The 24,204-nt window shown below is 40.9% G+C and carries 31 protein-coding genes; 7 read left to right on the top strand and 24 right to left on the bottom strand.

Going from position 1 to position 24,204, the window contains the following annotated elements; translation table 11 throughout:
• Window position 1: 1 nt before the first annotated feature.
• From ACQ93I_RS02435 to ACQ93I_RS02410, 6 genes are all read right to left on the bottom strand, one after another.
• Window positions 2-1,552, bottom strand: a complete 1,551-nt coding sequence (locus tag ACQ93I_RS02435) for a DUF4301 family protein (RefSeq protein WP_431696992.1) — start codon at window positions 1,550-1,552, stop codon at window positions 2-4.
• Window positions 1,553-1,556: 4 nt separating this feature from the next.
• The gene (locus ACQ93I_RS02430) at window positions 1,557-2,120 is read right to left on the bottom strand and encodes an AAA family ATPase (RefSeq protein ID WP_431696991.1); all 564 of its coding nucleotides are present in this window, start codon (window positions 2,118-2,120) and stop codon (window positions 1,557-1,559) included.
• Window positions 2,078-2,713 carry a nicotinamide riboside transporter PnuC gene (gene pnuC / locus ACQ93I_RS02425; RefSeq protein WP_266071152.1) on the bottom strand — a complete coding sequence of 212 codons (636 nt, stop codon included), beginning with the start codon at window positions 2,711-2,713 and terminating at the stop codon, window positions 2,078-2,080. Before pnuC ends, ACQ93I_RS02430 begins: the two co-directional genes overlap by 43 nt.
• Complete coding sequence (locus ACQ93I_RS02420) at window positions 2,697-2,957, bottom strand: YkoF family thiamine/hydroxymethylpyrimidine-binding protein (protein WP_431696990.1); 261 nt, start codon at window positions 2,955-2,957, stop codon at window positions 2,697-2,699. The genes pnuC and ACQ93I_RS02420 overlap by 17 nt, the downstream gene beginning before the upstream one ends.
• Window positions 2,958-3,042: 85 nt before the next feature.
• Window positions 3,043-3,750 carry a geranylgeranylglyceryl/heptaprenylglyceryl phosphate synthase gene (locus ACQ93I_RS02415; RefSeq protein WP_431696989.1) on the bottom strand — a complete coding sequence of 236 codons (708 nt, stop codon included), beginning with the start codon at window positions 3,748-3,750 and terminating at the stop codon, window positions 3,043-3,045.
• Window positions 3,750-4,385 (bottom strand): 4'-phosphopantetheinyl transferase family protein, encoded by a 636-nt coding sequence (locus ACQ93I_RS02410; protein ID WP_345599471.1) that lies wholly within the window; start codon window positions 4,383-4,385, stop codon window positions 3,750-3,752. The genes ACQ93I_RS02415 and ACQ93I_RS02410 overlap by 1 nt, the downstream gene beginning before the upstream one ends.
• Window positions 4,386-4,447: 62 nt before the next feature.
• Between ACQ93I_RS02410 and ahcY the strand changes: the two genes are divergently transcribed.
• Complete coding sequence (gene ahcY, locus ACQ93I_RS02405; protein WP_431696988.1) at window positions 4,448-5,764, top strand: adenosylhomocysteinase; 1,317 nt, start codon at window positions 4,448-4,450, stop codon at window positions 5,762-5,764.
• Between the two features lie 129 nt (window positions 5,765-5,893).
• Here ahcY and ACQ93I_RS02400 read toward each other — a convergent pair whose 3' ends face one another.
• From ACQ93I_RS02400 to ACQ93I_RS02380, 5 genes are all read right to left on the bottom strand, one after another.
• On the bottom strand, window positions 5,894-6,211 hold the full coding sequence (locus ACQ93I_RS02400; protein ID WP_431696987.1) for a hypothetical protein: 318 nt from the start codon (window positions 6,209-6,211) through the stop codon (window positions 5,894-5,896).
• Between the two features lie 24 nt (window positions 6,212-6,235).
• On the bottom strand, window positions 6,236-6,553 hold the full coding sequence (locus ACQ93I_RS02395) for a hypothetical protein (RefSeq protein WP_431696986.1): 318 nt from the start codon (window positions 6,551-6,553) through the stop codon (window positions 6,236-6,238).
• Window positions 6,554-6,641: 88 nt separating this feature from the next.
• A complete protein-coding gene (gene rpmA, locus ACQ93I_RS02390; RefSeq protein WP_189605378.1) occupies window positions 6,642-6,902 on the bottom strand; it encodes a 50S ribosomal protein L27 in 261 nt (86 codons plus the stop codon).
• Window positions 6,903-6,929: 27 nt separating this feature from the next.
• Window positions 6,930-7,418, bottom strand: coding sequence for a 50S ribosomal protein L21 (rplU, locus tag ACQ93I_RS02385; protein ID WP_266071161.1), 489 nt, complete (start codon window positions 7,416-7,418; stop codon window positions 6,930-6,932).
• A 93-nt stretch (window positions 7,419-7,511) separates the two neighbouring features.
• Window positions 7,512-7,976 (bottom strand): DUF4199 domain-containing protein, encoded by a 465-nt coding sequence (locus ACQ93I_RS02380; protein WP_431696985.1) that lies wholly within the window; start codon window positions 7,974-7,976, stop codon window positions 7,512-7,514.
• 170 nt (window positions 7,977-8,146) lie between these two features.
• Here ACQ93I_RS02380 and ACQ93I_RS02375 point away from each other — a divergent pair, with 170 nt between their 5' ends.
• Both ACQ93I_RS02375 and ACQ93I_RS02370 read left to right on the top strand, forming a co-directional pair.
• Window positions 8,147-9,466 carry a M16 family metallopeptidase gene (locus ACQ93I_RS02375; RefSeq protein WP_431696984.1) on the top strand — a complete coding sequence of 440 codons (1,320 nt, stop codon included), beginning with the start codon at window positions 8,147-8,149 and terminating at the stop codon, window positions 9,464-9,466.
• Between the two features lie 14 nt (window positions 9,467-9,480).
• The gene (locus ACQ93I_RS02370) at window positions 9,481-11,547 is read left to right on the top strand and encodes a M16 family metallopeptidase (RefSeq protein ID WP_431696983.1); all 2,067 of its coding nucleotides are present in this window, start codon (window positions 9,481-9,483) and stop codon (window positions 11,545-11,547) included.
• A 136-nt stretch (window positions 11,548-11,683) separates the two neighbouring features.
• Here the strand turns inward: ACQ93I_RS02370 and ACQ93I_RS02365 are convergent, their stop codons facing one another.
• The 6 genes from ACQ93I_RS02365 to mutY form a co-directional block, all read right to left on the bottom strand.
• Window positions 11,684-11,854, bottom strand: coding sequence for a hypothetical protein (locus ACQ93I_RS02365; RefSeq protein WP_431696982.1), 171 nt, complete (start codon window positions 11,852-11,854; stop codon window positions 11,684-11,686).
• A 70-nt stretch (window positions 11,855-11,924) separates the two neighbouring features.
• Window positions 11,925-12,809 (bottom strand): DMT family transporter, encoded by an 885-nt coding sequence (locus ACQ93I_RS02360; protein ID WP_431696981.1) that lies wholly within the window; start codon window positions 12,807-12,809, stop codon window positions 11,925-11,927.
• Between the two features lie 43 nt (window positions 12,810-12,852).
• On the bottom strand, window positions 12,853-13,428 hold the full coding sequence (gene gldD / locus ACQ93I_RS02355) for a gliding motility lipoprotein GldD (protein ID WP_431696980.1): 576 nt from the start codon (window positions 13,426-13,428) through the stop codon (window positions 12,853-12,855).
• Complete coding sequence (locus ACQ93I_RS02350; RefSeq protein ID WP_431696979.1) at window positions 13,425-14,744, bottom strand: gliding motility-associated protein GldE; 1,320 nt, start codon at window positions 14,742-14,744, stop codon at window positions 13,425-13,427. The genes gldD and ACQ93I_RS02350 overlap by 4 nt, the downstream gene beginning before the upstream one ends.
• Before the next feature lie 21 nt (window positions 14,745-14,765).
• Entirely contained in the window at window positions 14,766-15,266 is a 501-nt protein-coding gene (locus ACQ93I_RS02345; RefSeq protein WP_431696978.1) for a single-stranded DNA-binding protein, read from the bottom strand.
• A 93-nt stretch (window positions 15,267-15,359) separates the two neighbouring features.
• Entirely contained in the window at window positions 15,360-16,394 is a 1,035-nt protein-coding gene (gene mutY / locus ACQ93I_RS02340) for an A/G-specific adenine glycosylase (protein WP_431696977.1), read from the bottom strand.
• Window positions 16,395-16,514: 120 nt separating this feature from the next.
• On the opposite strand from mutY, the gene ACQ93I_RS02335 reads away from it, so the two are divergent.
• The 3 genes from ACQ93I_RS02335 (at window position 16,515) to ACQ93I_RS02325 (ending at window position 19,347) form a co-directional block, all read left to right on the top strand.
• Window positions 16,515-16,820: an HU family DNA-binding protein gene (locus tag ACQ93I_RS02335; protein ID WP_262507439.1), complete on the top strand. Its 306-nt coding sequence runs from the start codon at window positions 16,515-16,517 to the stop codon at window positions 16,818-16,820.
• A 296-nt stretch (window positions 16,821-17,116) separates the two neighbouring features.
• Window positions 17,117-18,658: an Rne/Rng family ribonuclease gene (locus tag ACQ93I_RS02330; protein WP_431696976.1), complete on the top strand. Its 1,542-nt coding sequence runs from the start codon at window positions 17,117-17,119 to the stop codon at window positions 18,656-18,658.
• Between the two features lie 209 nt (window positions 18,659-18,867).
• Entirely contained in the window at window positions 18,868-19,347 is a 480-nt protein-coding gene (locus ACQ93I_RS02325; RefSeq protein WP_431696975.1) for a regulatory protein RecX, read from the top strand.
• A 47-nt stretch (window positions 19,348-19,394) separates the two neighbouring features.
• Here the strand turns inward: ACQ93I_RS02325 and ACQ93I_RS02320 are convergent, their stop codons facing one another.
• From ACQ93I_RS02320 to ACQ93I_RS02305, 4 genes are all read right to left on the bottom strand, one after another.
• Window positions 19,395-19,760, bottom strand: coding sequence for an ester cyclase (locus ACQ93I_RS02320; protein WP_431696974.1), 366 nt, complete (start codon window positions 19,758-19,760; stop codon window positions 19,395-19,397).
• A gap of 103 nt (window positions 19,761-19,863) precedes the next feature.
• Window positions 19,864-20,742, bottom strand: coding sequence for a cupin-like domain-containing protein (locus tag ACQ93I_RS02315; RefSeq protein ID WP_431696973.1), 879 nt, complete (start codon window positions 20,740-20,742; stop codon window positions 19,864-19,866).
• A 296-nt stretch (window positions 20,743-21,038) separates the two neighbouring features.
• Window positions 21,039-21,626, bottom strand: a complete 588-nt coding sequence (locus ACQ93I_RS02310) for an SET domain-containing protein (RefSeq protein WP_431696972.1) — start codon at window positions 21,624-21,626, stop codon at window positions 21,039-21,041.
• 470 nt (window positions 21,627-22,096) lie between these two features.
• Entirely contained in the window at window positions 22,097-22,510 is a 414-nt protein-coding gene (locus ACQ93I_RS02305; RefSeq protein WP_431696971.1) for a putative signal transducing protein, read from the bottom strand.
• Window positions 22,511-22,618: 108 nt separating this feature from the next.
• Here ACQ93I_RS02305 and ACQ93I_RS02300 point away from each other — a divergent pair, with 108 nt between their 5' ends.
• On the top strand, window positions 22,619-23,068 hold the full coding sequence (locus tag ACQ93I_RS02300) for an MgtC/SapB family protein (protein ID WP_431696970.1): 450 nt from the start codon (window positions 22,619-22,621) through the stop codon (window positions 23,066-23,068).
• On the opposite strand, the gene mnhG is transcribed toward ACQ93I_RS02300, so the two are convergent.
• From mnhG to ACQ93I_RS02285, 3 genes are read right to left on the bottom strand one after another with little or no spacing between them, the layout of a single operon-like run.
• Complete coding sequence (gene mnhG, locus ACQ93I_RS02295) at window positions 23,065-23,451, bottom strand: monovalent cation/H(+) antiporter subunit G (RefSeq protein ID WP_431696969.1); 387 nt, start codon at window positions 23,449-23,451, stop codon at window positions 23,065-23,067. The genes ACQ93I_RS02300 and mnhG overlap by 4 nt on opposite strands.
• The gene (locus tag ACQ93I_RS02290) at window positions 23,448-23,726 is read right to left on the bottom strand and encodes a cation:proton antiporter (protein ID WP_266070005.1); all 279 of its coding nucleotides are present in this window, start codon (window positions 23,724-23,726) and stop codon (window positions 23,448-23,450) included. Before ACQ93I_RS02290 ends, mnhG begins: the two co-directional genes overlap by 4 nt.
• Window positions 23,723-24,199, bottom strand: coding sequence for a Na+/H+ antiporter subunit E (locus tag ACQ93I_RS02285; RefSeq protein ID WP_431696968.1), 477 nt, complete (start codon window positions 24,197-24,199; stop codon window positions 23,723-23,725). The genes ACQ93I_RS02290 and ACQ93I_RS02285 overlap by 4 nt, the downstream gene beginning before the upstream one ends.
• Window positions 24,200-24,204 lie beyond the last annotated feature (5 nt).

Below are 24,204 nucleotides of genomic sequence, written 5' to 3'. Positions count from 1 at the left end.
CTTACTGTACCTGGTGTGAAGATTTTAAAAGATCGGCTACAGTTTTCACCGGATTAAAAGTCTCTACCGGCACCTCCACAAAGATGGTATTCCAGTAGGCCATACCGCCGTTCCACAAGCCCGGTAGCTCTAGAGCCTTAAGTTCTTTCCCGTCTTTTGTTTTATTTGCAATGAAGCTGGTATCCTCATCAACGTACTCGTCGAGATCAAATTTGCCTCCGCGATAATCTTTGGTAGAACATACTATATCTACCGGGTTAAAGTGGGTAGCTTCATTAGCTATCTTGCTCTGCTGATAATTCTCGTGATCTATTTGTGCACTTTCTACAATTTGCAAAGAGATCTTACCATTCTTATGGGTTACCCAGAAAGGTCCTCCTCCCGGTTCCCCTTCATTTTTAACCATACCACAAACGCGAATTGGCCTGTTGAGAAGGTTCTTTATTACTGAAGGTTTTTCCTCTTCAGTAAGATCGTAAAAATTGACACTAAGCCCTGCATTTAGATCATGCTGAAGGAATTCTGCCATCTCCTGAAGTTCATCTTCTGAGGCACCTTGCTCCAACTGCTCAAGATACTTGAATACCTTCTCCTGCAGCTGCAGCAACTTACCTCCCAACATTTTTTTATAGGAAGCAAGAAGTTCCCTGTTCTTGGGGATCACTACGTTGTCAATGTTCTTTATAAAGATAAGGTCGGCCTCCTGGTCATTCAGGTTTTGGATGAGGGCACCGTGGCCGCCGGGCCTAAAGAAGATTTCTCCATCTTCATCCCTAAAGGGTTCATTTTCTTTGGTAACCGCAACAGTATCGGTTTTTGGATCCTGGTACGAATAGGAGATTTCAAACCTGTAGCCTGTTTCCTCTTCAAGACGGGGCACTACTTCCCGGGCTTCCTCTTCAAATTTTTCCCTGTGCTCTTTGGCAACCGTAAGATGGATACGCACTTTCTTAACGGAAGCCGCGTAATCTATAGCTTCTACTAAATGTTCCTTAAAAGCTGTAGCAAGATGGTCATCATATTTATGGAATGGCACGAGACCTTTAGGTTGATCTCCAAGATCTAATCCATCCTCCTGCAGCATATATTTTACGAATAAATACTGCTGACGGTCTTCTGGCATTTCTTCGTAACCCGGGGTAGACTGGACAGCCCTTTTCTTTACCTCATCGTAAAAAGGAAGATCTTTTATACGGTTAAAAAACACTTCGAGGCTCTGCTCGTTCTTTTGATCTATATATTCATCCAGATTTTCATTTTCGGGATCAAATTCCTTCAGCAGATTGTAAAAAGCTTTAAACATACGGGTGGCTGCGCCCGATGCCGGCACGAATTTAAGGAGATCAAGATCATCCTTTCTCGATTCGTAAAGCGCTGTAAGTTCGTTTTTTTCTTCTTCGGAAAATGCGAGGATTCCGTTTTTTACTGTAGCTGCCTCCCTGATGTTAACTACAATATTTCCTCTTTTAAAGATCTCGATTTGCTCTTCTACTTTTTCGGGAGAGATCCCTTTCTCCCTGAAGTGGGAGATGTCCTTTTCACTAAAGTCCAATGGTCTATTTTTTAAGTTGATCAATAATTTTTATCGCCATTTCCAGCCGCTGCTGCAAGACACCTTCCAGGATGCGGTAGGGTAAATGGTTGTCATCAAGGGCTTTTTTGAATCTGGCGAACATTTCATCCCTGTCTTCAGGGCGGTCGCGAAGATCATCTTCAACCCAGGGAACATCAATATACGTTAAAAAATAGAGATCGTACTGTGCCTTTAACGCATGTTTAAGAAGGACTTGATCAACAAATTCGTTGTAATAGGCACGGCTGTAGACTACCAGTTCAAGCAGGTTGGTATCGCAAAAAAGATATTTACTGGCTTTAGCTTCCTTCAGGTTTTCAATGGCCATCTGGCCACGGGCTATAGGCAAAAGGTCATGAGGTTGGCAGGTCTCCTGCTGTTCATCCCACTTCTTTTGCAGGTATTCCCTCATATATTCGGGCACCCACTGCGTATTGTAGTGTTTGGCCAGCATTTGGGCCAGGGTGGTTTTTCCTGTAGACTCGGGTCCAAACAGGACTATTTTTATGACATCACGTGACCGCCGCTGCTCAAGCTCTTCTTCCATGTTTTATATCCGTAAACTGCGATTATTGTGAACAAAAGGTACTGCAAACTGGTAAAAGTGAGCCCCTTGTAAAAATATAATGGCACAGAAATAATATCACCCACGATCCAGTAGATCCAGTTTTCGAGTTTTTTTCGTGCCATGAGCCACATACCCACAAAAAATATGGCCGTGGTCACGGTGTCTACATAAGCGGTCCAGCTATTCCACTTATCAAAATACTCGTAGATCCCAAAAGTAAAAGCCATGGTAGCAACAAAAATGATGAGGCTCCAAAAATGCTCTTTTTGAGTGGTGGTGGTGATGGGAATGTAATGCCGGGCATCTACCTTGCGCGTCCATACATACCAGCCGTAAATACTCATGGTAGAATAATATACGTTGATCATCATATCTCCCAGCAGCTCCCACTGCCACAGCAGGTAAACAAAGATAACGGTACTAATAATTCCGGTGGGGTAAACCAGGATATTCTCCTGCTTGGAATACCACACCGAAAGAAACCCGAACACCACCGCAATGAGTTCTAAAATTATGTAAAGCGTAGGATAATCTGAATACTGCTGAAAAAAGAAATCAAAAATCGGCTGCATAATCGCTTCTGTTTCCCTTTACAAGTTTCATGGTAAGCAATACATGATCTGAAGCCTGAAAAGTTTCCCTCACCTCTTCAGTCAGGAATTCCATCACCTTGTCGTATTCCCCGTAAATTTGGGTGCTCAAAGGATTTTCCATTACAGTCAACCCCGAACTGCGAAGTTTCTTGATAAAGTCTTTAATGGGCGCTTCAAAATCATCCTGAAGCGGAGTAAGAGCAAGTTCTACTGAAATTTGCATGTTGATAGTTTTTGTCTTCTCAAAATTAGGAAGATTAAGACGTAAAACAGGCCTTTTTGAAAACTTTTGCTGCGACTGAAGAAAATCAGAGGAAAAAATGCCCTTTTTCGAAGGCTGTGCCTATCACCACCATATTGGCCCCGGCACTGTAAGCAGCCTCAAGCTGTTCTTTAGTTCTTATGCCCCCGCCAACAATAACGGGCAATTGCACTGCTTCTTTTACTGCGGAAATTATTCCTGCTGCAACAGGAATATTTGCGCCGCTACCGGCTTCCAGGTAAATAAGACGTTTCCCCATATATTTTCCGGCCATGGCAGTATCTACGATATGCTGTACATCTTTCTGCGGAAGCGGCTGGGTTTTGCTGGCCCTTTGTACGGCAGTTTCCTTTCCTCCATCAATGAGCAGATAGGCCGTGGGAATGATTTCGAGCCTGGTTTTTGAAATAAGCGGCACAGATCTCACCTGCTGCCCAATCAGGTAGTCGGGGTTTCTTCCGGAGAGCAGGCTTAGAAAAAGGAGGGCATCGGCTTTACCTGAAATTTGCTGGTGGTCACCCGGGAAAAGCACTACGGGTAGATGGGTTTCGGCTTTAATGGCTTTTGTACATTCTTCTACCGCTTCAGGCGTACAGGTACTGCCTCCAATAAAAATATGGGTAGTCAAAAATGGCATTTTCCGAAGGAATTTTTGAGCAGTGCTGCAGTCGAATTTTTCAGGATCTATTAATACCGCCAGCATTTTTGTGCCGGCTTTTTCCGCAGTAATGATTCCCTCCAGTACCTTTGGCATTAAGAGACTTTTCGAAGGGTATAGACACAGGTGAAACCTTCAAATTCGGTAAATTCGAATTCATACCAGCTGGTTTGGCCGTTAAAAGTAATCTTCCCGGTGGTCTTCTGCTCATCAAAATCGAAATCGGTAATATTAATGTGCTGCAAAAAACTCACTTTTGGCTGGGCGTAGAGTTTGTACACAGCTTCTTTGGCGCCCCAAACAATAGTGAGCTTTCTAATAAGTGCATCGGTGTTTGCGAGGGTCCTGTATTCTTCTATAGGAGTGAATTTTGGTGCAATTAAGAGGATTTTTTCCCGCTGTTTCTCAATATCGATCCCAACTTCCCTGTCACTCACAATAATTCCCGAGAAATTAAAGGAATGGGTGATAGAAATGTATTTGCCATCGCGCAGGTGGGGTTTCCCCGCTTCATCATAAAAGAGGTCGCTGTCTTCATAACCAGCTTCGGCAAGTAAATGCCGTACGCTCATAAAACCGCGGCGGTGAATATCACTTTTCATCCCCTGCACCCTTTCGCTGCATAAGGGGGTGAGGGTTATGCCTTTACTTAACTCTTCAAAAGACTCTTCGATCTTCCAAATGAGCACATTAGTAGCTTTATTTATTGTTATTCTTTTGTAAAGGGGCATATATAACTCTTAGATATTCTGTATTTTTGCATTTCTGAATATGCTAAATCAAATATAATAATATGTCAACTAAAACAGAGCCTTATACCCAGTATAAAGTGAAAGATATTTCCCTGGCAGAATGGGGAAGAAAAGAGATAGAACTTGCCGAAGCCGAAATGCCGGGTCTTATGTCCCTGCGTGAGGAGTATGGAAAAGAGCAGCCTTTGAAGGGTGCGCGCATTGCCGGTTGCCTTCACATGACCATCCAGACTGCTGTGCTTATAGAGACTCTTGTAGCCCTTGGTGCCGAAGTAACCTGGAGTTCATGTAATATATTTTCAACACAAGACCAGGCTGCCGCTGCAATTGCCGCTGCCGGAATTCCCGTTTATGCCTGGAAAGGGATGAATGCTGAAGAATTTGACTGGTGTATCGAGCAAACGCTTTTCTTTGGTGAAGATCGTAAGCCACTAAACATGATCCTTGATGACGGAGGCGACCTTACCAACATGGTACTGGACAAATATCCAGAACTTGCTGAAGGAATTAAAGGCCTTTCTGAAGAAACTACTACCGGTGTTCACAGGCTTTACGAGCGCATGAAGAACGGAACGCTTCCTATGCCTGCCATCAATGTTAACGACTCTGTAACCAAGTCAAAATTCGACAACAAGTATGGATGTAGAGAAAGTGCAGTAGATGCTATTCGTCGTGCTACAGATGTGATGCTTGCAGGTAAAAGAGTTGTGGTTTGTGGATATGGCGACGTTGGTAAAGGTACTGCCGCTTCTTTTAGAGGTGCAGGTTCAATAGTTACCGTTACAGAAATCGATCCAATTTGTGCCCTACAGGCTGCAATGGACGGATTTGAAGTAAAGAAACTTGAAACTGTACTGCCAAAAGCTGATATCGTTATTACCACCACCGGGAATAAAGACATTGTGCGTGGAGAGCACTTCAAGTCGATGAAAGACAAAACCATCGTTTGTAATATCGGGCACTTTGATAACGAGATCCAGGTTGCGTGGCTGAATGAAAACTACGGAAGCACAAAATCTGAGATCAAGCCACAGGTTGATAAATACACTATTGACGGGAAAGATATCATCCTTCTTGCTGAAGGTCGTCTTGTAAACCTTGGATGCGCTACAGGCCACCCAAGTTTTGTAATGAGTAACTCATTTACAAACCAGACCCTGGCCCAGATCGAACTTTGGAAGAATACAGACCAGTACGAGAACAAAGTTTATATGCTTCCTAAGCATTTAGATGAGAAAGTAGCTGCTCTTCACCTTGAAAAGATTGGTGTGGAACTAACAAAACTTTCTGAAGAACAGGCCCAATATATTGGTGTAACTGTTGAAGGTCCTTTTAAACCTGAATACTACAGATACTAATTTAGTCGATAGGCTGTAGACGGTAGTCTTTAGATAAGAAAGCTCTAAATAGAAATTCCCTTCAAAAATGACATTTTTGAAGGGAATTATTTTTTTTGTAGATATCTGAAGGATTATATTCTAATTCTATTATTCCTGCATCAATAAATTGATCAGAAAAGCGGCGAAAATGAGGCAGACCAGCGCAATCACCAACCACAGCCAGAATTTCGACATAGATACAGAACTCTGCCCGGGAGCAGGGTCCTCTAAAAAGCCGTTTTCCCGCAGTAATGCTTCAGCACTTTTCAAGTCATTATTGTGCACCTGAAATCTGACTCCCAAAGCAAAATTAGTGTTCCCGGTCTCATCAAACATTTTATATCTCACATTATTTTGCTCAAAAATATTCTTAAGCAGGATGATCTGGTTTTGTGCTGAAGTCTCAAAAATGGTAGAATAGCTCATAATTTCTTGGTTGGCAAAAAGTTTTTACTCCACATTCATAAACATGAGGATAGCCACTGCTACTATGATAATGATGAATACGGCGAGAAAGATGAAGATCCATTTCCTGCCAGCAGTCCTTCTCCGAACCGGAGCATGTGCCTGACTGGCCGTAAGAAAGCCTGTTTGATCAAGAAGCTCCCTGGCCTTACCTTTATCCTCCTCAGTAACCTGCACTCTTTTCACCTCTGCTTTTTCATCTGCTTCGGTGATCCGGTAGTCGATCCCTTCCTCGCTATATACCCTTTTCAGAACTGCAACTTCATTTTCGTCTTTTGTAGAGTAAATTGTGAAGTACTTCATCATCCTGAATTTTAGGGTTTCCTATAAAGATAAAAAAAACCCTCCTGAATAAATTCAGAAGGGTCACAATATCTTAAAAATTAAGATCTTAAGCCTGGAACGGTTCTATAGAAACGTAAGACTTGTTATCTTTCTTTTTAGTAAATTTTACAAGACCGTCTACTTTGGCATGTAAAGTATGGTCTTTTCCGGCATACACATTCTCACCTGGATTGTGCGCAGTACCTCTTTGTCTAACGATGATGTTCCCAGCAATGGCAGCCTGTCCTCCAAAGATCTTCACACCTAAGCGTTTCGATTCAGATTCCCTACCGTTCTTGGAACTACCAACTCCTTTTTTGTGAGCCATTTCTTTTTACTTTTTACTGTTAAACGTTTAGCTTAAAGCAGCTATCAATTCGGCTTTTTTCATTGAAGAATATCCTTCAACTCCTTTTTCTTTAGCCATTTCACGAAGTTCGGCAACTGTGTTGTTGCTAAGGTCGTTATTGGAAGCTTTATCTTCTTTAGTTGATTTTGCTTCTTCTTTCTTAGCTGAAGTTGCTTTTTTACCGTTTACAGAAATTCCTTCAATAGAAATTTCGGTAAGAGCCTGGCGGTGTCCATTCTTTACACGGTAACCTTTTCTTCTTTTCTTTTTGAAGACAATTACCTTGTCTCCTTTTAGGTGCCTGGTGATTTTAGCATCAACCAAAGCTCCTTCTATAGCTGGGGCGCCTAAAGTGATGTTGTCACCGTCACCTGTAAGAAGAACTTTATCGAAAGAAACACTGTCTCCTTCTTCTCCTGCAAGCCTGTGAACAAATACCTTCTGGTCTTTTGCAACTTTAAATTGCTGCCCTGCTATCTCTACAATTGCGTACATAGCGTCTTTAATTAAGGGTTTACGTTCTCGCCCTGAGATTTTTCAAGGCGGGTGCAAATATACTCCTAATTAATTAATTTGCAAAGGCTTTATTTAATATGTATGTTTCTTACCCTCAGAGGTATTCCATGTAGGTTTATACAGCTGCATAATGGCAAGGGTAACCACCAGGGAAGTAGCAAAGCCCATAAGCGCAACGGTGAACACCAACATTCCAATATTTACAAACCAATCGGTTTCCCACATGGTAATCAATTCTTCTTGAAACCCTGGGTTAAGTTCACTGGTATATACAGCAAAAAAACCAGTAAAAATAACGGTTGCTACAAAGCCAGCCGTAATACCTGCCATAAAGCCTTTTTGATATTTAAATTTTCCCAGCTTTTTATCCCGGTACTTTTTTATGGCTAGAAAGATTCCCCCTCCTGTAATGACCATGTTAAAAACACTGTAAGCGGGGTTCTGGTGTAAATCAAAGAGAGATAACAACAAGAAGTAGCCTATTAATGCAATAGCGATATAAATTCCATATATCAATGGAACAGATGATCTTTTCATGAGTTGGGTTTTGTGATTTTTATAAATTTCCAAAAAATAAGAGGAAATATGCCTTAAGAGCTTGTTAATTTAGAATTTTCTGTACATTTCAACCCTAAGCAAAAGAATTTGTGTAACAAATTCCCACTTCATATTACTTATAAACTGTATTTAATAAAAACCATACTATAATGATCAACAAACTTAAGTTAGCTGCCCTTGGCCTTTTCCTTGGAGTAACGGGAACGGCTCAGGAAGTTGAATTCATCGAGTACACTCTCGATAACGGTCTTGATGTGATATTGCACAAAGACAACTCGGCCCCGGTAGTCACTACCTCAGTAATGTACCACGTAGGCGCCAAAGATGAAAATCCTGAAAGAACCGGTTTTGCACACTTTTTTGAACACCTTCTTTTTGAAGGCACCAAAAACATCCCAAAAGGGGAATGGTTCAAAATTGTTAGCTCAAATGGAGGGTCAAACAATGCGAATACCTCCGATGACCGTACTTACTACTATGAAATATTCCCTTCTAACCAGCTGGAGCTGGGGCTTTGGATGGAATCTGAAAGAATGATGCACCCGGTAATTAACCAGGACGGAGTAGATACCCAAAACGAAGTAGTGAAAGAAGAAAAAAGACTTAGGGTAGACAATGCACCTTACGGAAACATTCTGGCTGCAGTAAAGGAAAATCTTTATGAGAAACACCCTTACCGCTGGGCTACAATAGGCTCTATGGATCATCTTGATGCTGCTACTCTTGAAGAGTTTCGCGCATTCAATGAAAAATTCTATATACCTAACAATGCTACTCTTGTAGTTGCAGGGGATATAGAGATCGAAAAGACAAAAGAAATGATCAAAGACTATTTTGGTCCTATTGAAAAAGGAGAGCCTGTAGTAAAAGAAAACTTTGTTGAAGAGCCCATTACCCAGGAAATCGAAGCCAAATATCACGATCCAAACATCCAGATCCCGGCTATTGTACTTGCCTGGAGAACGCCTTCTATGAAAGAGCGCGATGCTTATGTACTCGATATGATCTCTTCTGTGCTTTCTGACGGAAAATCTTCCCGCCTTTACAAAAAACTGGTAGACGATCAAAAACAAGCCCTCCAAATTGGAGCCTTCAACATTGCCCAGGAAGATTACGGGCAGTATGTTGTTTTTGGTCTTCCTCTTGGAGAAACTAAACTTGATACCCTTGTTGCTGAAGTTGATGAAGAAATTGAAAAACTTCAGACAGAATTGATCAGCCAGAGAGAGTATGAAAAACTTCAGAATAAATTTGAGAACAGATATGTGAACTCAAACAGCAGTGTAGCTGGTATTGCCAGCTCCCTGGCCACTTACCAGCAACTTTATGGAAATACCGACCTTATTAATGAGGAGATAGACATCTATAGATCTATTACCCGTGAAGAAATTAGAGACGTAGCCAAAAAGTACCTCAACGAGAATCAAAGATTGAAATTGGAATACCTTCCGAAGGAATCTGAACAATAAAATTTAATCACAAGATGAAGAACAAAATATTAGCCTTAGCAGTATTATTCCTTGCTACAACAGGGATTCAGGCTCAACAAATTGACAGAAGTCAACAACCCAAAGCAGGACCTGCACCAGAGATCAACCTGGGCAAACCTGAAACTTTTACTCTCAAGAATGGATTAAAAGTACTGGTTGTTGAAAACCACAAATTGCCACGTGTCTCTATGACCCTCACTATGGATAACCCTCCACATGCTGAAGGAGACAAAGCAGGAGTTTCTGGACTCATGGGGTCTGTACTGGGAGAAGGAACAAAAGATATCCCAAAAGACAAATTTAACGAGGAGATCGACTACCTGGGAGCAAGCGTGAATTTCTTTTCTCGTGGTGCTTCAGCCAATACGCTTTCAAAATACTTCCCAAGAGTATTGGAGTTGATGTCTAAAGGAGCCCTGAACCCGAACTTTACACAGGAGCAATTTGAAACTGAAAAAGAAAGAGCTCTTGAGAACATTAAAGCTTCAGAAAAAGATGTAGCCTCAAATGCCCGCAGAATTAGTTCTGCCCTTAGCTACGGAAAGAACCACCCTTACGGAGAGTTCTCTACCAAAGAATCTATTGAAGCTTTGACTCTTGCAGATATCCAGAACTACTACAAGAACTATTATGTACCACAGAATGCTTACCTGGTGGTAATTGGAGATGTAAAGACTCCTGAAGTTAAAAAGCTTGTTGAAAAGAACTTTGGCAGCTGGAAGAAAAGCGAACTTCCAAAAAACACCCTGCAGAATGTGAAAAACGTTCCTGAAACTCAGGTGAATTTTGTCGATTTCCCAAATGCGGTTCAAAGTGAAGTGCAGGTAACCAATACCATCCAGCTACAAAAAGGAGATCCAGACTATTTCCCTGTCCTTATCGCCAATAAGATTCTTGGTGGCGGTGGAGAAGCCAGGCTTTTCCTTAACCTTAGAGAAGACAAAGGCTACACTTATGGAGCATACTCCAGCACAGGAGATGACAAATATGTGGCTCGTTTTGTTGCAAGCGCAAGTGTGCGTAATGCAGTAACAGATTCTGCCGTTGTTGCTTTCCTTGATGAACTACACAGAATAAGGAACGAAAAAGTTTCTGCTGAAGAATTGGAAAACGCTAAGGCAAAATACACCGGAGACTTTGTTCTTGCTCTTGAGAGACCCTCTACAATAGCCCAGTACGCCTTAAACATCGAAACAGATAACCTTCCGCAGGATTTCTACCAGACATACCTAAAAAAGATAAACGCTGTAACTGCCGAAGATATCCAGAGAGTAGCTAAAAAATACTACCTGGCAGATAATGCAAGGATCGTAGTTGTTGGTAAAGGGAGCGAAGTAGCCGAACCTCTTGAAAACCTCACTTACAATGGAAAAGATATTCCTGTAAAGTATTTTGACAAGTATGCCAATGCCATCGAAAAACCAGACTACAACAAAAAAGTAGATCCGTCAATGACAGCTGCAAAAGTATTTGATAAATACATTCAGGCTGTTGGTGGAAAAGATGCCGTTAATGATATTGAATCTGTTTACATGATCGCACAAGCCGAGATTCAGGGTCAAAAAATGGATCTTGAGACAAAAGTTACTTCTTCCGGAAAATCATCTACTGTGATCTCTATGGGAGGAAATGTGGTACAAAAACAGATATTTAATGGAGCTACAGGTTTTGTTGCTGCGCAGGGACAAAAGATACCTTACACCGAAGAGCAGGTAGTTGCCGCAAAAGCTGAAGCTCATCCCTTCCCTGAATTGATCGCCGAAAATGCCACTTTAGAGGGGATAGAAGACGTTGATGGAGAAGAAGCCTATGCAGTTAAAATGGATGAAACCACCACTAACTACTACAGTAAAGACAGCGGGTTAAAGGTCAAGCAAGTGAAAACCATGAAGCAGGGACCACAAACAATGACCATTCCTATCACCTATAGTGATTACAGGGAAGTAGAAGGGGTTAAATTTCCTTTTCAGCTATCTCAAACCATGGGAGCAATGACTCTTATCTTCCAGGTAAGTGATGTTAAAGTCAATGAAGACGTCACTGACGCTGACTTCGAATAAAAAAACACAAGATCAAACCTAAAAGCCGGTACTAATAGCACCGGCTTTATTTTTTTAACAAACATAAAGATAAACCTGCTCCAAAAAGGGCATTTTTAACAATCCTTTTTAAGTCTAAGAAAGATGGAGAGGTGAGTTAGACGAATAATGGCGTCTCAGGTTGAGACGAAACAAATTCTGTCTTCTCCTTTTTGATCATATCATCTTTTTTCTGAAGATCAGCAAGTTCGGCGGCTGCAAACTGCCAGGCAATCAAAAGAGAAAACCCAACAAAGCATGCAAAACCAAAAAACATTCTCTTTTTCATTTCATATAGGGATTAGAAATTCAATAGCAATGTAAAGTTAAGAAATAGTTAAAAAATCTCCAAATACATCTTAACTATTTTTTTTCCTGCTATTTACGATAAGAACTCCTATTATGATAACCACCCCCGAGAAGATCTGAACTAAGCTAAATTCCTCCCCGTCAAGTACGCCCCAACCCACAGCCACTATGGGCACGAGATAAGTTACCGAGGTTGAGAAAACCGGATCTGAGATTTGAATAAGCTTATTGAAAACTATTAAAGCAGCACCTGTACCCACTACCCCGAGTATACCTATATACATCAAACTCATAGGCACATTTGGTGCAGAAAGGGTTTCTGCAGAAAAGAATCCTGTACTGGCGAGAACAATGAGAGCGGGTATGGCAATAACCATAAAGTTACCTGTTGTAATGGCCAGGGCAGGTAGATTTTGCAGGTGCTTTTTAATGATGTTGGCATTGAATCCGTAGAACAATGACGCCAGAATCACCAGCAGGGAATACCAGTAATTTTGATCGGGATTAACAGTGGCACCACTCCAAATTAAAGCTGTGGTTCCCGCCAGCCCCACCATTACCCCTAGAAACTTCTTTTTTACAAAAGCGGCTTCAAAGAGCACGATACCAACCAGCATGGAGAGCAACGGAGTTGTGGAATTTAGAATTGAAACAATGGCACTGTCTATTTCAGTTTCAGCAAAAGAAAACAGATACGCAGGAAAAAAAGTTCCGAAAAAGCCCGAAATACCAATCCACATCCACTGCTTTCCCTTTATGTGTTTAAGTGACCCAAGCCCGATAAGGGTAAGAAATAGTGCCGCAAAGACTGTACGCAGGGAACCAACCTGTAAGGCAGTAAGACCCACCAGTCCTTTTTTGATGAGAATAAAAGAGCTGCCCCAAACCAGGGCAAGCAGGCAAAGATAAATCCATTTAAGGCTACTTTTGGGCATATCAAATTTTAAGCTGCCAAAAGTAAGAAACTACAGCAAGAAATTAGTCACTGCTATTAGGTTGCCATTTCACAGTTTCCATAAGGTGCCTTATATCCTTCTTAAGGTAAGCTGCGGCTGGTAAGATAGAATCAAAGTTAGGCTGTGCCTCAAAATACACTGAGCCTGTAAGAAAATGGCTGGTACTATCGGTAAGGTAGAACTGGGCCTGCGATGCTGCATCTCCCAAAACCTGATAGAACATGCCGTAGGTGTTGTGATAATTGTTACTATATACCGATCCCTCGATTGCATCGGCTTTAATTGTATGCTGCAAAGGTAGTTTTTGAGCATCGGTAAGCAGGGAATCGAGATTGTTCTCTACCGGCTGATAAGTAATGAAAATAGTACCTTTTAAACGCGGATATTCCAGGTTTAACCAACACTCCCTCCCTACCCGGGAAGGCTGCACTACAGCCCTGGAATTTTTTTCAAATCCGTAAGGACATCCGTCGTTTGAATAGAAAACATACTCAGCCGCGGGATACTCCAACGCCAGATACGCATTAGGTTTTGGCTGTACTTCATTGCCACATGAGACCAAACCTGCCAAAAATGTCAAAAAAATCATCCTTTTCATTCTCCGGTGATACTCACTTTAATTTGTTTAATCCGCTTCTTGTCTACAGCTTCAACCGTAAAACTATAACCGTCAAAAAGTATTACATCGTTCTTTCGGGGAAAACTTCCTGAAATTTCAAGCAGGAAGCCGGCAAGTGTTTCGGCCTCACCTTTATTCTCTTCAAATAATTCCGGATTATCTAGTTTTATTACCCTATAAAAATCCTTCAGCGGAGTCTTTCCTTCAAAAACGTAGTTATTCTCATCTAATTTTGAAAAGATAAGATCTTCATCATCAAACTCATCACTAATATCTCCTACAATTTCTTCAATAATATCTTCAAGAGAAATGAGTCCGCTTGTACCGCCATATTCATCAACCACAATGGCCAGGTGATTCTTTTTAATTTTGAAATCGTTTAAAAGGTCATCCAGCTTTTTATTTTCAGGGACAAAATAAGGTTCTCTTAGCAGGGAAGTCCATTCGTAGTGATCCTCTTCAAGAAAAGGCAGAAGGTCCTTCACATATAGAATACCCGTAACGTTATCTATGTTCTCCTTATATACAGGAATACGGGAATATCCATTTTCTATGATCTCCGGAATGATCTCACTATAATCCTGAGTTTCGTTAAGCGCAAAAATATCCATGCGCGGCCGCATTACCTGTTTGGTATCGGTATTTCCAAAAGAGACAATTCCACGTAAGATCTTTTGCTCCTCCTTGGTGGTGTCGTGCTGACTTGTTAGCTCCAGGGCCTGTGATAACTGATCAACGCTGAGACCATGGCTCTTATTCCCCAGTCTTTGATGTATGCCAATAGTAACTGCCCTCATGGGAATACTCAGGGGTGAAAATAACTTATCGAGAACGTTAAGAGGGTAAGCCATAAAGTGCGAAAAGGCTACTTTGTTGCGGCTGGCGTATACCTTGGGCAAAATTTCTCCAAAAAGAAGGATAAGAAAAGTCACTACTACCACTTCCAGGAGAAACTGAAGATCTACTCCCATAAAGACCGTTTCAATATTCTCAAAGGCTGCATCGGTAAGGTTATCAAACAACAGGATAATAGCAATATTAATCATGTTGTTAGCAACCAGGATGGTGGCCAGTAATTTCTTCGGTTTATCGAGCAGGCTTATAACAATCTGTTCTTTTACGCTCCTCTTAGACTCTTCCACCTCAAAGTCGGGCGGGGTAAGTGAGAACATTGCCACCTCGGCACCCGAAATAAGTGCAGAGCAAACCAGCAAAAGCATTGCCGTGACAACACCTAATAGCTGCGGAAGGTTATCAACAAAAAGAGGTATAAAACTGTCAGGATCGGGATCCAAATGTGTAACTTTTAATTAGACTTAGAACGGAAGATCATCCTCGTCCTCCTGTGTAAAACTCTGCGATTGATTGGTTGAAGGCGCATTCTGGCGCGGCTGGCTGTACTGTTGCCCCTGCTGTTGTTGAGACTGCGACTGCCCATAACCGCCACCCTGGTTACCTCCAGCGCCAGGTGCTGCAGCATCTTTGGGTGTCAAAAAGGTGAAATCTGTACACTGTATTTCGGTAGAGTACCTTTCAATTCCTTTATCGTCCTGCCATTTTCTGGTCTTGATCCTTCCCTCAATATAGACCTTATCGCCTTTCTTAAGGTACTTCTCACAGATCTCGGCAGCTTTATTTCGCACCACAACATTGTGCCATTCGGTATTTTCAACCTTTTGACCTGTAGTTTTATTGGTATAGACCTCATTGGTTGCCAAAGGAAAACGCCCAATAGATCCACCTCCTTCAAAATAGTGCATTTTCACATCGTCTCCCGTGTGGCCAATAAGCATTACTTTATTTAAGGTTCCGGTCATGGTTTGTAGTTTAAGTTACAATTTAAAAATAGCAAATTACTCTTCAATCACCTTCCAAAAATGTCATTTTTGAGAAGTTCTTTTTTAAAGAGCTTAAAAATCAAAGGTATCAATAAAATTTTCTATTAAAACCGGGACGGGTAATTTATTTACTTCGGCCATAGAGAGCGCTTCTTCAGGCAGCTCATCACATTTTACTATCCAGAATTTGGTGTAGATATGTTGATGGGTGAGCTTATGTACTACAGGGAGATCGTTGTACAGCACGGCATTCTTATCTATTGCTGAATATTCCGCAGGGATATCGGCCACAAGATTTTCAAGTTGCACTTCGGAAGCAGTCTCCACCAGCGGGAATTCGTAAAGCCCTTCCCAAATTCCCTTTCCGTGACGCCGGTTCATGATAGTTTTTCCTTCTTCTGAAATATAGACGAGGTAATTAAAATGCCTTTTTTTGATCTTCTGCTTCTTCAGGTTTACGGGCAGTTCACCTATTCGATCCTGATTGAAAGCCACACATGTTTTAACAAATGGGCAGGAACCACAAAGTGGCCTGCGCGGCTTACATTGTTCTGATCCAAATTCTATTAACGCCTGATTGAAATTTGCAGGCTCGTCCTTATTAATAAGCTTTTGAGCGAGCTGCCGGAATTCTTTGATCCCCTGGCTCGAATTTGTTGGAGTATCTATACCGAAGATGCGCGCCAAAACCCTGTAAACATTACCGTCTACTGCTGCCTGTGGTTCTTCATAACAAATTGAAGCTATTGCAGCCGCGGTATAATCACCCACTCCTTTTAATTTTACCAGTTCTTTATAGGAAGCAGGAAACCTTCCGCCGAGATCGAAAACTATATATTTTGCAGTAAAATGTAAATTCCTGGCCCGGGAGTAATAGCCAAGCCCCTGCCAAAGTTTTAGCACTTCTTCTTCCGAAGCATTAGCTAAAGCCAAAACGTTGGGATAAGCTTTTAAGAACTTAAAATAGTATGGTTTTCCCTGTTCAACCCGGGTTTGCTGAAGAATTATTTCACTAAGCCATATTTGATAAGGGTCTTTAGTTCTGCGCCATGGCAGATCCCTTTTATTCTCTAAATACCAGTTTATCAACTCCTTATCGAAAGACATCAATCAATTTTCTTAAGTGCAATAATAATTCTTTATTCTCTTACTATTTAATGGGTTAGGATTAAAAAGTTGCGGATTTAATTCATATATTTGCCCCTCGAAAATTTACAAACCCTATTAATAAATTATACGAAAATGACGAAAGCAGATATCGTGGCAAAAATCTCCGAGAAACTAGGAATGGAGAAAGGAGATGTTCAGGCTACTGTGGAAACCTTTATGGAGGAGGTAAAAACTTCACTAGAGGCTGGTGACAACGTTTACCTAAGAGGATTTGGAAGCTTTATCATCAAAACAAGAGCCGAAAAAACCGGAAGAAACATTTCCAAGAATACCACTATAAAGATTCCTGCACATAATATTCCGGCTTTTAAACCTGCCAAAGTATTTGTTGAAGGCGTGAAATCTAACGTTGAGGTAAAGTAATTCCCTGCCCGTAGGCAGAAACAAAATAAATTTAATTAATTAAAAAGTCACACTATGCCAAGTGGTAAAAAGAGAAAAAGACATAAGGTAGCTACGCACAAGCGTAAAAAAAGAGCAAGAGCTAACCGCCACAAGAAAAAGAAGTAGTTTTCATACTACTTTTTTTGTTTAAAACGTTCTTTGAAATCGAAATTCAAATTTAGGTTCTCTGAGCTTGAATTTCCTCAGGAATTTAAAAACCCTGTGAATTTTATTGTTTAATCCATCCGCCACATGCGGAATAAAATCAATTTAGAGTGAACAAAGAGTTAATTATTAGAACCGGTTCCTCTGCTGTAGATTTTGCCTTATTAAAAGATGGAAAACTAATAGAACTCAACAAGGAAGAAGACGACAGTAATTTTGCAGTAGGAGATATATTTCTCGCAAAAGTGCGAAAAACTGTCCCCGGCTTAAACGCCGGCTTCGTAAATGTAGGCTATACTAAAGATGCATTTTTGCATTATCACGACCTTGGCCCGCAAATACTTTCTTTGCTGAAGTTCATAAAACGTGTAAGCACAGGTAAATTAAAGGATTACTCCCTTAAGGATTTTCCTTTAGAAAAAGATATTGATAAGGACGGAAGCATTGCAGATGTCTTAAAATCAAATCAATCGCTACTGGTACAGGTAGTAAAAGAGCCCATATCAACCAAAGGCCCGAGAATAAGTTCTGAACTTTCCCTTCCGGGCCGTTACATCGTACTGGTTCCTTTTTCCAATCGCGTTTCTGTTTCTCAAAAAATAGAAAGTAAAGAGGAAAAGGACCGCCTAAAACGACTTGTAAAAAGTATTAGACCAAAAGGCTTTGGAATTATTGTACGTACCGTAGCAGAAGGCAGAAAAGTAGCAGAACTGGACAACGACCTTCAGAATTTAATGAGTCGTTGGACAGGAATGTGTAAAAAGTTGTACAAAGCACCTCATCCCTCAAAAGTATTGGGTGAATTAAACAGGGCATCTTCTATTTTGAGAGATGTCTTTAATGATTCATTTACCTCTATTTGTGTAGACGATGAAACCTTGTACACCCAAATTAAAGATTATGTGAGCGAAATTGCTCCAAAGAAAGAATCCATTGTAAAATTGTACGACTCAAATATTCCCATCTTCGAAAAATTTGGGATCGAAAGACAAATCAAAACTACTTTTGGCCGCACCGTTTCTATGAACAAAGGGGCATACCTGGTCATTGAGCACACTGAAGCCATGCACGTTATTGACGTGAATAGCGGAAACCGCTCCAACAAATCAAAAAACCAGGAAGACACCGCACTTGAGGTAAACCTTATTAGTGCTACCGAAATAGCCCGACAACTGCGCCTTCGCGACATGGGAGGGATCATTGTAGTTGACTTCATAGACATGAACAAGGCTGAGAATAGAAAAGCTTTGTACGATCATCTTAAAGAGGAGATGAGTGACGACCGCGCAAAACATAAGATTTTGCCCCCCAGTAAGTTTGGACTTGTACAAATTACAAGACAACGGGTTAGACCCGAAATGAACATCAAAACCAGGGAGGAGAACCCCAATAAAAACGGGGAAGAAATCGAAGCTCCCATTGTTTTGGTCAACAGGATCAACCAGGATTTGCAAAAGCTTCTAAAGAAAGACTATAAAAAGATCACTCTTAGTGCACATCCTTTTATAGCAGCCTTTTTAACCAAAGGTTTTCCATCACCCCGCTCCAAATGGTTCTTCGACCATAAAAAGTGGGTTAAAATAGTACCAAGAGATGCTTACACGTATCTTGAATACCACTTTCACGACACTGCCGGGGAAGTGATTCAATAACAAAAAGAAACGCCTTTCATTTATTTGGGAGGCGTTTTTTTTATTCATAGATATGAGATTTTAGATATGAGTAGTGAGATGAGGATTACATATTTTAGACCGCTTCGCTTTAAGATTTAAGCGTAAAAAACAAGACATTTTATCCAATTGCCTGAAGTTACTGCAGGCTTAAAATTGTATTTTTGATCCCCAATTTTGAATTATAGATCTTGAACAAAGAAGCTGGAAAATCATACACTGTAAAAGAAGCCACTCTAAAGCTTATGCAATACTGCGCCTATCGCGACAGGTCACAGAAAGAGGTTGAAGATAAGCTTCTTGAAATGCGCATGATCCCTGCTGCCCGCGAAGAGATCATCATTAAACTGATGCAGGAGGATTTTCTCAATGAAGAGCGCTTTGCCCGCAGTTTTGTACGGGGTAAATTCCGGATCAAAAAATGGGGGCGATATAAGATTAAGCAAGAGCTAAAAGCAAGGGACATCTCCTCTCCCATCATAAAACTAGCCATGACCGAGATAAATGAGGCAGATTATAAAACCACTCTCTATTCATTGACCGAAAAAAAAATACCGCTTATTAAAGAGACAAATCCTTTCAAAAAGAAGAAAAAATTACATGATTTTCTCTCTTCAAAAGGATATGAATCTTTTCTTATAATTGAGGTAATAGAAGATGTTATTTCTTAATCAGCACATCGGCTCCTATTTGCTTTAGGATTCCCAGTTCGTCACTGCTACCCCCATCTCTCTACCATTTTACCGTCCTTAAAACGGCTAATTTGCATCCCCCTCACTTTAACTGACTTGTTTGTTCCTTCTACTCCCATAAAATCTCCTTTATGAGTTCCGGTAAGGGTGTAAGCGAATGCCACATCATCTTCATCTGCAACCAGCTTTTTAACTTCTATCTTCATATCGGGTAAAGCATTTCGCATCATGGTAAAGAAATCAATATAGCCCTGAGGACCGGGTCCCTGGTTGGGTGCAGGATCATGGTCTTTGACATCATGCGCAACGAGATCCCTTAATTTCTCAAGATTCCCACTGTTTACTGCTTCTCCAAATTGTTCCTGTGCCTTTTTGTTTTCCTCTCTTTTCATTCTTTTTTTTTGATTTACCTTAATATCAAGAATATTAGACGATCAAAAAACTAATTTTTGCCAATTAGGATAAGTTTAAAAGGAAGACTAAAAGCATTCAAAATCAGAAAGTTTCATTTTTACTATTGGTTTTTTTAACGGCCTGCTTATTCTTATAATCTATCCACTTCTGGCCTTTCCACCTGCGCATTGCATTATCAAAATGCCTCATGAAAAAGAGATTATACATGGCTTTACTCAGGTTTTCAATATTTCTTGGTGCTGCCCGCAGACTCATGGAAAAGCCCGCGGTGAGATAGGTCATTTGATGCCAGTAACCTTCGGGCATATAAAGCGTTTCCCCATGCCCAAGCTCGGTTACCATTCCTTTCGCTTTTCGAAGTGCAGGAAATTGATCAAAATCGGGGTCCATGAAGTCGATATCTTCACGCGTAATAAGTGCATGAGGCACTTTATAAAGATATTTTGTTTCTGAAGGGGGAAAGAGAATACAGCGTTTCCTGCCATGAAAATGGAAATGCAGAATGTTAGCATAGTCTATGTCGTAATGCATAAAGACTTTGGAATTCTCTCCGCCAAAGAACAGCATAGGGATCTGCTTGAGGATGCGCAGCCCTATTTTTGGAAAACTAAAATCCTTCTGAAGCTCCGGAACTTCACGCAACAAATGGTAAAGAAAAATCCGATAGCTGGTGGGGCCTTTTTTGATAAGATCAATGTACTCGCTCATCTTCATATGAAGATGCGGCTCATTAAACTTATATTTTGAAGAAATAGTCTTTGTACCATCAAAAAGAGGCACTGTTTTATCTCCTGCCACCTCCCTGATGTATTCTAGATTCCATTTGGTATAAGCAGGCCAGTCTTCAATTAACTGCTCTATAACCACCGGCTTTTGCGGTTTCACATACCTCTCTAAAAAGTCCTTTTTGGAGATCTTTTTTTCTCTTGGGATCTCAGCTAATTCCAGTCTCTCTTTCATTTTCCCTCTTTTCTGTTTAATTGAAGGACCTACACTTCAGGCTTATTCGTCTTCTGCCGGGCAGCAAGATTTCGCTCTATAACATGTCCCGGCCTTAATCATCCATCTCAAGGAACTCCTCCCTAGTCAGGTTATGTTTAGTTGCCATGACATAGTTATTCGAATCAAAAATAATCAAAAGCCCCTGTTTAAGAGGTCAAAATAAAGAACTTTCTCTCATTTCTAATGAAAGCTATCCTTGTAATATTTGAGATCAACATTACTGGCCAAACCCAAATTACCGGAACCTCAGCCACCTATTTTTCCCTGTAGTACAAGTTCAGAATAGAATCGAGAGGCTCATTTTGTGAAAGCTTCGTCTTGAGCTTTTCAAGCACATTAGAAGAAATTAATTGTTTCAGTGGCTGCTCAACCTGTTCAAAATTCTCAAAAGCATCCTGCAGCTGCCGGTCCCATTCTTCGTGGTACTTCAAAAGATCATCGGGATAAACAGTATCGCGACCGGTGCCTTCATCTACCGCTTTAAAGGGTTCAGAAATGTTTAGATATCCGTAATCATCGGTCAATTGTTCTCCCGGCTGAATATCCCGAACCGCAACCTCAAAATCATAAGCCGAAGAAAGACAATTGGCGTTGAAGCTATGGTTCACATACTTGGCAAGATCCCAGCAAAGCACGAATTCCCCTTTATTATTTCGGAAGGAATATTTATCCACCTGCTCCTGTACGCCTGGGTGCATACGCTCTACCTCGCCGCTAGTAAGCACCCGATCTAGCGGATCCTGCACCCAGGTGATTGTTCCTTTTGGAATAAATTTTTTAGCCACTACCCCATAGCCAATGATCTCATTAATAAAACGCACTTCTGTATCTGGATGCATCATAAACAACTGATTTTCTTTCTAAAGTACAAAAATTGCATTGTCGTTTAGAAAATTTTTCAGCTTCAGAAATATTTTAAGAACCTTCACTATTTGCCAGTCTTCTACGGAAAATTTCATCAAAGTTTTGACAGAAATATGAAGTCCAAAAGGCATTTTTGAGTCAGTATTGTCCGATAAATAAATTATACAGGAGGTAAGGCCACGAATGCACTAATAAAACAGCCCATTTAAAAGTATAGAAGGTGAATTTTCAGTTTCTGAATAAATAGTGAACTTATTTTGTAAAATAGAATTTAAGATCGCTGATAATCAAACTTGTTGGATAAAGTCCTGGCTCTTGGTTCTTGCAGCGAAGCGATCTTGCCTCTTTCCCCGGACAACAATGTTTTTTGAGTCTGCAAATGTGGTCTATTTTAAGTTTAACCTGAAAAATCACACTTAGGAAAAATACTTACCTGGCTGCCCCAGGTTCACCTTAGCTTAAATTCGTGTTTACAATTTGTGCAGTGGTAATTTCTTTTTATGTAGAGCGGCAGAGCATTTATTAAAAAGGAGAGGCAAAAAAAGAAAAGGGATTTTGCACTTTTTACACTGGTAAAGATCTCAACTTTTGGGCTTTTACAGGAGGGACAGGTAATTTCCTCACCTTCATCATCAACAGAATATTTTGTGACAGCAGCAAGCACCTGAAGTGCCTTTTCTTCATCTTCTTTACGCACCTTCAGCTTTACCCCGCCAATTGCATTGCTCACCAGAGGATCTGTGTCTATAGTATGGTTATCTACCATGAAAGTCCTAACACCTTCAGCCTCTAACCTACCTTTAAGGATCTGGGCTTCCGCCGAATATTGAAAAACAGCAACATTTGAAAATTCTTCTCTCATAATACCATTTTTAGAACCTCTGTTAAGCCTGAAATATCTTCTTTTGAAATTGAAACTGTGTATTTTTAATATTAACTTCGGCATTAGAAGCTAAGTTAACAATATAAAATGGAGCTACTGGATTTCGGTTTAAGAATTGGTGCGGCCTTGCTCGCAGGTCTATTTATTGGTATTGAGCGGGAAATACACAACAAGAATGCAGGTTTAAAAACCAATTCCTTGGTTTCCCTGGGGGCCGCAGTTTTTGTACTCACCTCTCTATCTTTTGCGGGAGATGATTATGTTGACACCACAAGGGTACTGGGACAGGTAGTGACCGGGATAGGCTTTATTGGTGCCGGGGTAATTTTGCATAAAGGCACTATAGTACGCGGGTTGACTACGGCAGCAACAGTTTGGTGTAGTGCCGGTGCGGGTTGCCTTGCCGCTATTGGAAAGTATAAAGAACTTTTTTTACTGGTTGCAGTAATTGTATTTGTCAATGTGGTCTTCAACCCCGTCGATAAATATATCTCGAAGTTATTTGGGCATAAAGATGAAGAAAAAGTAGATGATTAGTGCTTTTCATTGTCATGGTCCATATTTCGTGGAAGGCTAATGTTCTTGCCCCTTTTTCTATACTTGCCTTCAAGGTCATCCATAATCGTCTTTTCCCACAGTTTATTCCCTTTAATGTAAGAAGCCTTACCTATAAGATGCGCCCCAACAGGAGCAGTTAAAAGGATAAAAATTATAACTGCCAAAACGCGGGTCGTTGTAGAGAGATCATTAAAGTAGACAGCTGCCGCCAGTAAGATCAACCCAATTCCTAAAGTTGCTGCTTTGGTGGTCACTGCCATTCTAAGGTAGGTATCGGGCATTCGCAGAATTCCCACACCGGCCAGCAGTACGAAAAGAGTTCCAAGGGTTGCTATAATTCCTATAATTGTATCTACTATCATTTGTCCCTGTCCTTACGTTTTTGAATATAAAAAGAGTACGCCACCGTAGCCAAAAATCCAATGAGGGCCAATATCAGTGCGATATCTAAAAAAGTGGGTTGATGAGATAGGATGCTGTACACGGCTATAACACCAATTCCCATAGTTACCAGCAGGTCTACTGCCACTACCCTGTCTGAGATTGTGGGCCCTTTAAAGAACCTGAAGAAAACCAGCAAGATCGCTATAGATAGTGCCGGAAGGATTATATAGTATAAATAATCGTCTAATGTCATGAAGAGATCTCTAAAATGCGTTTTTCAAATCCGTTCTTGATTTCCCTGATGAATTCTTCCCTGTTCGTGATGTACATGGAATAAACGTACAGCACCTTTTTATCTTCGGAAACATCAAGGCTAAGCGTTCCCGGTGTAAGCGTGATCATATTGGCCAATAAGGTAATTTGGGCATCAGACCGTACGTCAAGAGGCACTCCTACAATACCGGGCGTCATGTGCAGCTTTGGCGTGCCTACTTCCCAGGCCACCTGTACATTTGCCTTTACCAGCTGGTAAAGAAAGTAAAAGAAAAAGCCTATAAGTTTTGGCACCAGCTTAAAATACCTGGCGCGGCCGGTTCCCCGGGTGATGATAAAAAGCACAAAATAACTGAGGATAAATCCGAATAAAATATTGGCAACAGTAAAGCTTCCGGTAAGCGCCACCCAGATAAATGTGAGGAGTAAATTTGCTAAAAACCGGTTTTTCATCTTCT

The organism is Salinimicrobium sp. WS361, from assembly GCF_050750585.1.
Taxonomy (GTDB): domain Bacteria; phylum Bacteroidota; class Bacteroidia; order Flavobacteriales; family Flavobacteriaceae; genus Salinimicrobium.
Note: the sequence above shows the minus strand (reverse complement) of the source record. Positions and strands in the feature narration are given on the sequence as shown.